General features: G+C 58.2%; 6 protein-coding genes. 3 read left to right on the top strand and 3 right to left on the bottom strand.

What is annotated here, in order from left to right; translation table 11 throughout:
- The first annotated feature begins 16 nt into the window (after positions 1 to 16).
- On the top strand, positions 17 to 607 hold the full coding sequence (locus EXR70_09350; protein ID MSP38682.1) for a nucleotidyltransferase family protein: 591 nt from the start codon (positions 17 to 19) through the stop codon (positions 605 to 607).
- 7 nt (positions 608 to 614) lie between these two features.
- Here EXR70_09350 and EXR70_09345 read toward each other — a convergent pair whose 3' ends face one another.
- The 3 genes from EXR70_09345 to EXR70_09335 all read right to left on the bottom strand — a co-directional run bounded on the left by EXR70_09345 (position 615) and on the right by EXR70_09335 (position 10,444).
- Positions 615 to 1,724 carry a quinone-dependent dihydroorotate dehydrogenase gene (locus EXR70_09345; protein MSP38681.1) on the bottom strand — a complete coding sequence of 370 codons (1,110 nt, stop codon included), beginning with the start codon at positions 1,722 to 1,724 and terminating at the stop codon, positions 615 to 617.
- Positions 1,725 to 1,830: 106 nt separating this feature from the next.
- Positions 1,831 to 2,448 carry an NIPSNAP family protein gene (locus EXR70_09340; protein ID MSP38680.1) on the bottom strand — a complete coding sequence of 206 codons (618 nt, stop codon included), beginning with the start codon at positions 2,446 to 2,448 and terminating at the stop codon, positions 1,831 to 1,833.
- Between the two features lie 193 nt (positions 2,449 to 2,641).
- Positions 2,642 to 10,444: a hypothetical protein gene (locus tag EXR70_09335; protein MSP38679.1), complete on the bottom strand. Its 7,803-nt coding sequence runs from the start codon at positions 10,442 to 10,444 to the stop codon at positions 2,642 to 2,644.
- A 417-nt stretch (positions 10,445 to 10,861) separates the two neighbouring features.
- On the opposite strand from EXR70_09335, the gene EXR70_09330 reads away from it, so the two are divergent.
- Positions 10,862 to 11,971, top strand: coding sequence for an S-(hydroxymethyl)glutathione dehydrogenase/class III alcohol dehydrogenase (locus EXR70_09330; protein ID MSP38678.1), 1,110 nt, complete (start codon positions 10,862 to 10,864; stop codon positions 11,969 to 11,971).
- Positions 11,972 to 12,149: 178 nt separating this feature from the next.
- On the top strand, positions 12,150 to 12,617 hold the full coding sequence (locus EXR70_09325) for a (2Fe-2S)-binding protein (protein ID MSP38677.1): 468 nt from the start codon (positions 12,150 to 12,152) through the stop codon (positions 12,615 to 12,617).
- Positions 12,618 to 12,627 lie beyond the last annotated feature (10 nt).

Raw genomic sequence — 12,627 nt, 5'->3', positions numbered from 1 at the left:
CGGACCCATCAAGATCATGATCTCAGCTGTAATCTTGGCGGCCGGCCGCGCCGAACGCATGATGGGCGAGCAGAAAATGTTTCTGCCGCTGGGCGGCAAACCTGTGCTGCAATGGGTCTTGGAAAGCGCGCTGGCTTCCGATCTCGGTGAGATCATTTGCGTCGCCCGGGATTTGACCGCGGTGCGCCGGGAGATCCGCGTCGCCGACGAGCGCCTGTTTTGGCTGCTCAACTACGCCGCCGACCACGGCCAGAGCACTTCAGTGACCGCCGGCTTGTGGGCCGCCAACCCGCAAAGCGAAGGCGTGATGTTTTTGCTCGGCGACCAGCCCTTGATTGGCAAAGAGTTGATCAACTCGTTGATCGAGAAATTTGCCGCCAGCGACGCGCGCATCGTCGCGCCCAGTTTCAACGGCGAAGCGCGCAATCCGGTGTTGTTTCACCGCGAGCTGTTTCCCGATTTGTTGAAGCTCACCGGCGACCGCGGCGGCCGCGCGCTGTTGGAAACCCATCGCGAGAAACTGGCGCTAGTCGATTGGCAGGACGAAGTGTCGTTCATGGACATCGACGCGCCGGAAGACTACGAACGAATCAAAGGACTGGCGTAGTTCGCCGCTAAAGTTTCACGCCGCGCCCGACGGCCTCGGAAATATTTTTTAAGCCGTCGCGCTCCAGCAAGCGCAACAAACCTTTATTGATCCGTTTCACCGCCCCCGGGCCTTCGAAGATCCAGCCGGTATAAATCTGCACCGCGTTGGCGCCGGCCATGATTTTGTCGTACGCGTCTTGAGCGGTGAAAATGCCGCCGACACCGATGATCGGTAGGCGGCCCTGAGTGATCCGATAAATATGCGCGATGAAGTTGGTCACCATCGCTGTGATCGGCCGGCCGCTCAAACCGCCGGGCTGGGGACCGTTGGGCGATTTTAAACCGTCGCGCATGAACGCCGTCGCGTTGGTGGCGACGATGCCGCTCAGTTTTACCTGCTCGACCACATCGATGATCTCGTCGACTTGGGCGAATTCCATATCCGGGGCGATCTTGACGAACACCGGCTTGAGCGCGCTGTTTGCCCGCGCCGACAACGCGCGATTTTTCTCCTGCACGGCGGTCAATAATTCTCGCAGCAATCCTTTTTCCTGCAAGTCGCGCAGGTTGGGAGTGTTCGGCGAGCTGACGTTGAGGGTAAAAAACTCGCCGTGGGGAAATAATAATTCGAAACAGGCGAGAAAATCTCCCACCGCATCTTTGGTCTCGACGATTTTCGTCCGGCCGATGTTCATGCCCAGAGGAATCTTCGGCCGGCCGCCTCGCGCGCGCAAACGATCGAGCTTGATCGCCAGCGCCGCCGCGCCTTCGTTGTTGAAACCGAGCCGATTGATCAGCGCGTTGTCTTCGGGCAAGCGGTAGAGCCGCGGCTTGGGATTGCCAGGCTGGGCCTGGGCGGTGATCGCGCCGACTTCCATGAAACCGAAACCGAACGCCGAGATCATCTTCGGCGCGGTGACGTTCTTATCGAAGCCGCCGGCTAGGCCGACGGGATTTTCCAAGGTCAGCGAATCTATCTTGACCGCCAAGCGCGGATCTTCGACTCGGTAACAATCCTCCAGCGTGCCGTAGAGAAATTCCATCCGCGCCAACATCCGCAGGATCAGTTCATGGCTTTCCTCGGGATCTTTGCGAAACAGAATGGGGCGAATCAGCGATTTGTAAAGCATGGGCATTGAATCCGCGATTTAAAAAACGCGGGAGAGCCGTTGAGCTCTCCCGCGTAAAATCCTAACCGCCGCCGTCGTAGCGCGCGGTGAAACGAGCGAATCGATTGTTGGCTTATTTGAACGGCGCGCAGGGCGCGGGAGTCATGATGGTGTTTTCCTGCATGACCAACAACTCGCGGGTCGGCGGCGGCCAGCCTTCGACAGTCTTGGACGCTTCGGCGCGCAGGCGCTCGCGCTCGCCAGCGTCTTTGTAGGCCCAAACATGAATATATTGGTTAAGCGGCCCGATGACCGTCTGCCCGGCGAAAACCAGCGGCGAGACTTTGGTGCGCGCGCCGATGACTTTGCCCCAGCGCTCAAAGACCGTCGGCATCGCGCCCGGCTGATAGGTGTAGGTACGAAACTCATAAAGTTCGCCCATTTTCTTTTCCGGCAGCGGCGGTGAGTAGGGCGCCAGCTGAATGATTTTATTTTCTTGCGTGACGATAAACTCTTGAGTCTTAGGCGGCCACTTGCCGGTCTTGCGCGCCTCGCCGCCGATCCGCTCGCGCTCTTCGAAGCTCTCGTAGGGCCAGACATGAGTCACACGATTGAGCCCGCCCACTTCCGAGCAGAATAGTCCGAGCAATTTGGAAAATTGCAGCCGAGCCGTCAACCCCTCGGCAAACCGTTCGACGAAGTTATTCGTCATCCCGGGTTTCAACACATAGGTTCTCATTTCAAGAAACATCGCGTCACCTCCTTCAATTAGTCTCTAACCTTTCCCACAAATGACCGAAGAATTGCAACAGCAACGCCCGGTTTCGCGGCCATCGGAGTGGATCGGCCAACGGCTTGCTGCTGGTGATTTTAGCAAAAAAAGAGGGACTCGCCGGAGTCCCCCTTTTTGCTTGGCGCCAATCTATCGATCGACTGGCTTAGTTTTACAAATCGAAGTCCACTTGCTCGAACTCCTTGTCGCGCAGCTTGCTGTCGATCGACTTCAAGCCGACCTGCGTGGCGCCGTTACAGAGTTGGACCGCGTACTGCACACCCGACGGTAAGCTGGGCGCGTTAGTGTTGGTCTGGCTCAGGCCCGACCGCCAGATGTAGTAGAAACCGTTGGTATCCACCGATTCTTGGGCGATCAGCTTTGAGTTGTCCGTGCAGGAGGCATAGCCAGGTTTGGTGAATATGCGAACCGCGTAGCCGCTGAGCGGCGCACCCAGGTTGTTGAAAGCGTAACCGCCGATCGCTGTCGCCTTCTTGCCAGCGCCGACGAGGCCTGTGGCGTCGGTAGCGGTTTGAATGTTCCCGCCAAAGTTCACTGACGTCGCCGCGCGGAACACGAAGCCCGCGTAGAAGAGCTGCTGCGCATTGGCATTCCAACCGTCCGTGCCCTTAAGGCGGAATTGGAAGTTGAGACGAATGCGCGCGGCGTGTTTCACCGGGATCGAGAAACCGGTGATCTTGATGCACTTGGGCGCGCCATTCGACGGCAGCGTCGAGCTGTAGCCGCCGCTGACCTCGCAGCTACCACTGCTTTTGTACTGAATCGTGACCGGCATGTCGTCATCATCGTCGCCGTCATCACGCTCGTGATGGCCGGGTGACACATGGACGACCTTTTTACCCCTAACGATGAAAGCGGGATCTGCCAACGAAGAACTTATCATCGTGCTACATGGCACGCCGCCGCAGGAGGTCAAACCGGGTACGGTGATGATCGCCGTCGCCAAGTTGCCGTAAGCGGCGCCGATCGGCGTGCCGGTATTGTTTGTCAGCTTGATCTGGTAGTGGAACGAATCGGGATTCGTGCTGTTGATCTTTAAAGACGATCCCGAGCCCTTGCCAAAGACCACATCGAAGCCGTCGAAGCGCTTGAAGTTGCTGTCCATGGTGTAGTTCTCCAGCGTGACTGCGCCGATCGTCCAGTTGTACATGGCCGGGCTGGTTTCCATGTTCCCCGCAACATCTTTACCTCGGACCTCGAAGGTGTGGGTGCCCATGGCAAGACCGGTGTAGCTGGCCGGGCTTGAGCACGGCGTGAAACTAGCTGGGATTCCATCGAGACGACATTCGTAGGTGTCGCCCGGCGAATTGGCGCTGCTGAAAACGAACGTCGCGCTGGTGCTGGTCGTCGGATTGGCTGGATTGCTGTTGATGGTGGTATCGGGCGCCAACGTGTCGATCGTCCAGGTCGCAGTGGCAGGAGTCGGATCGACGTTATCAGCCAGGTCCACGGCGGCCACGGTGAAAGTGTGTTGGCCATCGCTCAAGCTGGCGGTGGTGTAGGTTCCACCGCCGCAGGCCACTGGCAAACTGTCAACCGTGCACAGGAACGTGCTGCGGTTCTCCGTCGAATGGAAAGTGAAGGTGACCGTCGCGGTATTGCTGAATGACGAAGGACCTGAGTCGATCACTGTGTCTGGAGGCGTCAAATCTATCGTCCAGGTGTAACTCGCCTCTATGCCATCGAGATTACCTGTGCTGTCTTTGGCACGGACTTGGAAGGTGTGCGCGCCTTCCGATAGGCCGGAATAATGTACTGGACTCGTGCAAGCCAGGAAAACACCGGTGTCGAGCTTACACTCAAACACTAATTCTCCCGCCGTGTTCACGTTGTCAGTACCCGTAAACTCAAAGGTCGGGGCAGGATTGTTGCTCAGCGACGCCGGCATGCTGGTGATGATCGTGTCAGGGGCAGTCGCGTCCGTGACGCTGATCGACACCATCGCTTCCGGGCTTGTCAAAGCAGGCGAGCAAGGAGCGCTCGCGCAACCATCGGGGTCGCCGCGGTCTGTCACTGTAAACTTGAAGCTGTCCGGTCCCGCGTAACTCGAAAGTGGCGTGTAAATTACGCTCGCCGGGCTGCCGGTGAGCGTGCTGCCCACCGCGAGAATATTATTAAGCCCATCCGTCAAGGTGCCTTGCCCGGGCAGCGTGACAATCTTCAACGTTAGGAACCCGTCGGGCGTTTCAATGTCGATCCCTGTTAAGCTGATCGACTGCGGTGCGCCAGAGTTAGCCGTCACCGTCTGTGAATTAGCCGTCGGCGTATCGTTCAGCGGACTGACCGTGATCGAGACGGCGGCGACGTTGCTATCAGCTTGGCCATCGTTGACCTTGAAGCTAAAGCTGTCGCTACCGTTGAAATCAGCCGCTGGGGTGTAAGTCACAGTCGCCGTGCAGTTGGCGCCGATTCCGCTCGCGGTACAGGACTGCGCGCCAATGATACCGAGCGATCCATGTGCCGGGAGGTTGACAAGGTTGACGATGCTGAAGGTCAATCCGCTGTTGTCGATGTCGCTGCCGCTTAACGTCACCACTAACGGCGCGTCTTCGGGTGTCGTCAAGCTCTGCGCCTGCGCCACCGGCGCGGTGTTGAGCGCGGTGACGTTGCGCGACACCTGCGCCGCCGCTTGATAGTTGGAATCTCCGATCTGATCGAAAGTAATCGCGCAGTTTCCAGACCCCGCATTCATCGTAATCAGCGCCGAGCCGCTGCCGGAACCGGAGCAGCTTCCAGAGCTGCCGATTGAGACCGCGAGACCCGAGTTCGCCGTCGCCGCGACCGTAAACGTCTGACCGAAGTAAGCGTTCAACGGCGGTTCCAGCGTCACCGTGATCGTCTGGAACGCTTGGTTGATCGTGAAATTCTTAGAGTCCGAACTGCCATCGTGGTTGGCGTCGCCGGCGTAGCTCGCCGACGCGCTGTAGCTGCCCGCGTTGATCGGCGCAATGGCCGACGAAGGATAAACCGTGCTGCCCGTGCCTGCGTAGTAAACCGTCAACGCTTGATTGAGGCCACCGGCGCCTGTCACCACTGCGCTGCTACCGTGCGGATTGCTGTCGTAGGTCGCATCGGCAACCGTCACCACCGTCGTGCTCGCGGCTTTGTTGATCGTAATCGCCGCCGGCGCGCTTTGCTTCTGGTTGTAGTTCGCGTCGCCCGCGTAGCGAGCCGCCACTAAGTACACCCCCGCGGCCACGGGCGCTGAGGTCAGCAGATTGTTTAGCGCATCCTTGTACGCCACCGTTACCGGCGTCAGGCTTTCACCCTGCACGCCGATCGCCGAGCCGCTACCCGCGCATGGGTTGCCATCGTAGGTGCAAGTATTGCCCGTCGCCGTGACGATTGGGTTAGCTTTGTTGATCGTAAAGTTTTTCGAATCGCTGGAACCGTCATGATTGGCATCGCCAGCAAAACTTGCCGACGTGCTGTATGTGCCCGCGTTGGTCGGCGCAATTGTCGACGAAGGATAAGCCGTGCTGCCCGTGCCGGCGTAGTAAACAGTCAACGCTTGGTTGAGGCCGCCAACACCTGTGACACTCGCGATCCCACCATGCGGATTGCCGTCGTAGGTCGCATCAGAGACGGTCACCGTGGTCGTGCTCGCCGCTTTGGTGATCGTATAGGTCTTCGAATCGCTCGAACCGTTGTGGTTGGCGTCACCAGCGTAGGTGTAGCTCGCCGTGCAGCCGGTGTCCGCGACATCGATCGGCGCATGGCCGCAGCTGTACAGCGGCGCTGGAGTTAAGCTCAATCCGCCGACGCCAGTCACAGACACCGTCGCAGGATGCGAGTTGCCGTCGTAGGGGAACGACACGCCGCCCGCCACTGTGACCGTGGTTATGCTAGCCGCTTTGTTGATCGTGAAGTTTTTGGAATCACTCGAACCGTTGTGATTGGCGTCGCCGGCAAAACTCGCCGAAGCGCTGTAATCGCCCGCGTTAGTCGGCGCAATTGTCGACGAAGGATAAACGGTGCTGCCCGTGCCTGCGTAGTAAACCGTCAACGCTTGGTTGAGTCCACCCACGCCTGTCACCACTGCGCTGCCGCCGTGCGGATTGCTGTCATAGGTCGCGTCAACGACGGTCACCGTCGTTGTGCTCGTGGCCTTGGTGATCGTGATTGTTCCCGTTGCGCTGCTACCGTTGTGGTTGGCATCGCCTGCGAAAGTTGCCGTGACGGTACATGGAGTTTCAGCCACGTTGATCGGCGCCGCGGAGCAGTTGCCGCTATAAACAACTGGAACTGCCTGATTCAATCCACCAACGCCGGTGACATTCGCGGTCGCCGCATGAGCGAGAGCGTCGTAAGTAAAGCTGCCGGTGCCCGAGAGCGTGGTCGCGCTGTCGGCCTTGTTGATCGTGAAGTTCTTACTGTCGCTTGAGCCGAAGTAGTTAGCACTCTCCGCGTAGCTCGCCGACGCGCTGTAGGTGCCCGCGTTGGTCGGCGCGGTCGTCGACGGACCATAAGTGGTACCGCTGATGCCAGTGTAGGTGACTGTCAGCGCTTGGTTAAGGCCAGGACCTGTCACCGAGGCGGTGCCGCCATGTGGTAATGCATCGTACGTCGCATCGGCGACTGTAACCGTCGTTACGATCGCTGCCTTGGTTACGGTTAGCTTCTTAGTGGTGTCGCTGCTGCCGTTGAAATTACTGCCGCCGCTGTAGACTGCTTCGATTTTATAATCCCCAGCCGCTGTGTTTGCAGGCAAGGTGAAGCTTGCGCTCGCATTGCCGCCTGAAACCGTGGCCGAAGTGATCGGAGTGCCGATGGTGGTCAAGCCGTCCAGCGTTTTAATCGTGAAAGTCACGGTGCCTTGATTCACCGTGCCCGCCGTCGAGGTTACCGTCGCGCTCAGCGAAACGGTCTGATCCGCGTTGCTAAACGTAGCGCTGGCATTGACCGTTGCAGTTGTGGTATCGGCCTTCTGCACTGTAAGTGTCTTAGTGTTGTCGTTGCTGGTGTTAAAGTCGGTGCCGCCACTGTAGGCCGCTTCAATCGTGTACGTGACCGCCGCCGTGTCGCCAGGCAACGTGAAGTTAGCGCTGGCGCTGCCGGTGGTGATCGTCGCTGAAGTCACAGGGCTGCCAATAATCGTCGCGCCTTGTTTCACTGTAAACGTAACTGTCCCTTCGTTCACCGTGCCGGCCGCCGACGTTACCGTCGCGGTTAGAGTCACCGTTTGATCGGTGCTGCTGAAAGTGGCCGTCTTGTTCGCCGCTAATGTGGTGGTGTCAGCCTTTTGTATCGTCAGCGTTTTGGTGGCGTCGCTGCTGGTCGTAAAGTTGGGATTGGAGGCAGCCGGATTGTACGTCGCTTGAATCGTGTACGTCTTCGCCGTCGTCGCTGCTGGCAATGCGTAACTCACGCTCGCGTTGCCGCCGGAGACCGTGCTCGATGTCGTCGCGCTGCCGATCGTCGTCGCGCCGTCCTTCACCGTAAATGTAACCGTGCCTTCGTTCACCGTGCCGGCCGCCGAAGTCACCGTCGCCGAAAGAGTTACGTTCTGCGCGCCTTGGCTAAACGTGGTCGTCTGATTCGCTGCCGATGTCGTCGTGCTTGCTGGGTTGACCGTTAAAGTCTTATTGTTGTCGCTGCTCGTCGTGTAATTGGTAGATGGATTGTACGTCGCTTGAATCGAATACGTCTTCGCCGTCGTCGCCGCGGGTAACGAATAACTCACGCTGGCGTTGCCGCCGGACACCGTGCTCGATGTCGTCGCGCTACCGATCGTCGTCGCGCCGTCTTTCACCGTAAATGTAACCGTGCCTTCGTTCACCGTTCCCGCCGCTGAAGTCACCGTCGCCGACAGAGTCACGTTCTGCGCGCTCGTGCTGAACGTCGTCGTCTGATTCGCCGCGGTCGTTGTCGTGCTCGCAGCGTTGACCGTTAACGTCTTGGTATTGTCACTGCTCGTGTTGAACCGCGGATTCGAAGCAGCCGGATTGTACACCGCCTGAATTGTATACACCTTCGCTGCCGTAGCTGCCGGCAATGAGTAGCTCACGCTGGCGCTTCCTGCAGTGACTGTGCCCGATGTCGTCGCGCTGCCGATCATCGTCGCGCCGTCCTTCACCGTAAAGGTGACTGTCCCTTCGTTCACGGTCGATGTTGACGTCACCGTTGCACTCAATGTCACTGTCTGACTGGTTGTTTTGAAAGTTGACGTCGCGTTCGCTGCCGTCGTTGTTGTGGCGGTTCTAGGGCTGAACGTGACGGTCAGCGCCGGACTAGCTGCTGTCACACTAAAGCTGCACGGGCTCGTGGTAGTGCAGCCTATAAAATTAGCAGCAGCGCTCCACCCGGCGAAGAACGACGTACCATTGGGCGTCGCTGTCAACGTGCCAGTCGCACTGTTGTTGGAAAGAGAGATGTTTGGTGCGCAGGTACTCATGACTGTCTGAGACGTCACATTGGTACCGGTACCGCCACAAGACACAGGGGCATTGACGGTTCCTGGGTTCGCGCCAGAAGTCGTGTCGATCGTCACGGAGCCGGCGCCAGCTCCCGCAAGAGTGAGTGTCCATTGCCGCGCATCCCTAAACGCCGTCTGCGCCGTAAAACCTGAAGACTGACCGATCGCCGTCAGCGTAAAATTTCTATTTAGATCGTTCTCGGCTGGCGCGAAATCCAAATTGGTAAAATTTCCTTGGCCATCGGCCACCGAAGATATCGTTACGTCTGCGTGTGTCTCCGGCTCTTCGTGGAAGAGCATCCACACCGTTTCGTTCGGCTGAAAGCCGCTGCCCGTGATTGTGACCGTCTGGCCCGGCGCGTAGTCGAATTTATCGGTCGTGATCGTCGCGGCTGAGCTGCTCACCATTGTCGCGGAATTTAAGATCTGCCCGGCGTCGTTGACGCCGCCGGCGATCAAGGCTTTGTTCAACTGCGGGATTTCCGTTACCGTGTGATCCAAACGATTGAGCAGCGCGATGATTTCCGCGGTCAATTCCGGCTGTCCTTGGAGCACGGGATTTTGTTGGATGATCGTGGTGATCAACGCCGAGCGCGTGCGGCTGGCGAGAATGCTATCGAGATAATCTTGGTGCAGCGGAATATGGGCGAGCGCGATGAACGAATTGGTCGCCGGATCGAACATCTCCATGGAAAATTCGCCGTCGCCGCCGATCACTTGAACTTTGCCGTCCGGCAATACGCGCAACAGCGCGAAGCCGCGCGGAGTTTGCATCTGGCCGCTTGCGGGAGTGAACGTTTGCGTTTGCGGGTCGTAAATTTCCGCTGAGATGAGCGTGGTGTTGGTGCCGACCACGCCGCCGGCGATCAGAACTTTGCCGCTGTTGAGCAAAGCCGCGCTGTGGTATTGGCGTGGCGTGTTGAGGCTGCCGCTCGCTAGTGAAAAACTTTGCGTCGCCGGATCGAAAATTTCTGCGCTGCCGCTGGACTCGCCGCCAACAATCAAAATTTTTCCATCGCTAAGCATTGTCGCCGAATGGCCGCTGCGCGCGCGCATGAGCGCGGGGCCGGCGCTAAATGAAGGAGCGGGAACGCTGGAAGGGTTATAAAATTCCGTGGAACCGAGCAAGCCGTTGCTGTCGACACCGCCGATGATCAAGACGCGGCCGTCAGAAAGCAAAGTCGCCGTGTGATCGGTGCGCAAAGCGATCGGACTCGCCGCTATATTAGATGAAGTGAGCGAAGCGGGATCGAAGATTTCCGCCTGGCCGACCAGGCCGTTGGCGTCGTCGACGACGACGATGAGAATCTTGCCGTCCTGCATGAGCGTCGCCGTGTGGCTGCGGCGCGCCGTGCCGAGCTGCCCCGTGCCGAGGATTTGCCCTTGGCAAAACACCGCATAGAGCATGCTCATCATGACGACCATCGCTGCTGTGATCGACCGTTTCATACGCAGACCTCCGCGCTCTGTAGTGCTGGCAATTGACGCAATTGACATTGACGACTCCGATTCCATCGCTTGATCCAACATTAGCTTCACGCTGCTTTCATGCTCAAAATTCTCGTCTCACGAACGTCGAACCAGGGACCGCGCCTTCTTGGTTGAGCCGGTCCGTCGCGCGACCCGGATACTCCGAGGGCTTCTGCTGCATAGAGCAGCTCCCATGCCGCGCGGAGATTCTTTCGACTCGCGGCCAACTAATCTCGAATGGCCCGATGTGTCGTTAATCGCACCATCGCTTTTTTTGAAGTAATCGGGCGACGACGACGATTGCGCCGATTGAGACGGCTCCGCAGGGCACCAGCGCCCCTGCGGCGCGCCACCAATCGGTGCCCGTGGCGCGAGACATACGCGGGGGAAATTCGGATCGCAGCCGGCGATTTTAATTAACCCGAGTTCCTGGTAAGGAAAAAAGGAGTTTTCGGTAAGCGTTTAACCAACGAAAGAGGAGAGTCTATGAAATCACGCGCCGCCATCGCTTGGGAAGCGGGCAAGCCATTGGCCATCGAAGAAGTTGAAGTCGCCGGACCGAAAAAAGGCGAAGTGCTGGTAAAAATCGCCGCCAGCGGCGTTTGCCATACCGACGCTTACACGCTCTCGGGCAAAGATCCCGAAGGACTGTTCCCGGCGATCATGGGCCACGAAGGCGGCGGCACAGTCATGGAAGTCGGCGCCGGCGTGACCTCGGTCAAAGCCGGCGATCATGTTATCCCGCTTTACATTCCCGAGTGCGGCGAGTGTAAGTTCTGCAAATCAGGACGGACCAATCTCTGCGGCGCAATCAGGTTAACCCAAGGTAAAGGCGTCATGCCGGACGGCACTTCGCGTTTTTCGCTAGGCGGCAACACTATCTTGCATTACATGGGCACGTCGACTTTTTCGGAATATACGGTACTGCCGGAAATCGCCCTGACGAAAATCAATGCCGCCGCGCCCCTCGACAAAGTCTGCCTGCTCGGTTGCGGCATCACCACCGGCATCGGCGCGGTGCTGAACACGGCGAAAGTGCGGCCAGGCTCCAACGCGGCGGTATTCGGTTTGGGCGGCATCGGCTTGAGCGTGATTCAAGGTTTGGTGATGGCGAAAGCCCAGCGCATCATCGCCGTCGATACCAATGAGAAGAAATTTGCAATGGCCAAGCAGTTGGGCGCCACCGACTTTGTCATTCCGTCTGCTGACGGCACGCCCGTGCAACAAGTCATCGTCGATCTGACCGATGGCGGCGTCGACTATTCGTTTGAATGCATCGGCAACGTCAAAACCATGCGCGCCGCGCTGGAATGCTGCCACAAGGGCTGGGGCGAAGCGATCGTCATCGGCGTGGCGGCCGCTGGCGAAGAGATCAGCACCCGGCCGTTTCAGCTGGTCACCGGCCGAGTCTGGCGCGGCACCGCCTTCGGCGGCGTCAAAGGCCGTACGCAGCTGCCGGGTTACGTCGAAAAATATTTGCGCGGCGAGATCAAAGTCGATCCGATGATCACCCACACGCTGCCGCTGGAGCGGATCAACGAGGCTTTCGACCTCATGCATGAGGGTAAAAGCATTCGTTCGGTGATCAAGTTCTAAGTTAGCGACGGCGCCGATCAGCTCGCGGCGAACTCGACGACAAGTCGTAATTTACTATGAAATTTGGTGTAAAAACGGCTTGCAGTTTCGTCTATTTCTTTCTATAACCAAACCTTAGCGAGTTTTTCCGGTCCGCACTGAAAACTCCGCGCCAGCGTTTGTCGAGAAAGGAACCACGATGAATAAGAAGATCAAATTTAAGGTCAACGGCAAAAAGGTCGAATTAGACGTTCCGACCAACCGGATGTTAATCGATTGCATCCGCTACGATGTCGGCCTCACCGGAACCAAAGAAGGTTGCAGCGTCGGTGTCTGCGGCGCCTGCACGGTGCTGATGGACGGCGACATGATCAGCTCCTGCTTGACCCTCGCGGTCATGGCAGACGGTCACGACCTGACCACGGTGGAAGGCTTGGCCAAGAACGGCGAACTCAATCCGGTGCAAAAAAGTTTTATCCAATACGGCGGCTTTCAGTGCGGCATCTGCACGCCGGGCCAAGTGGTCGCGGCCACCGCCCTGCTGAAAGAAAATCCCAAGCCCAATGAAGAAGAGATCAAAGATTGGATGATGGGTAACCTATGCCGCTGCACGGGCTACTACAAAATCATCGAGTCGATTCAAAAAGCGCATCAATTCGCCAAATAATAAGGACACA

The sequence above is a fragment of the Deltaproteobacteria bacterium genome (assembly GCA_009692615.1).
Classification (GTDB): domain Bacteria; phylum Desulfobacterota; class Binatia; order UBA9968; family UBA9968; genus DP-20.
Note: the sequence above shows the minus strand (reverse complement) of the source record. Positions and strands in the feature narration are given on the sequence as shown.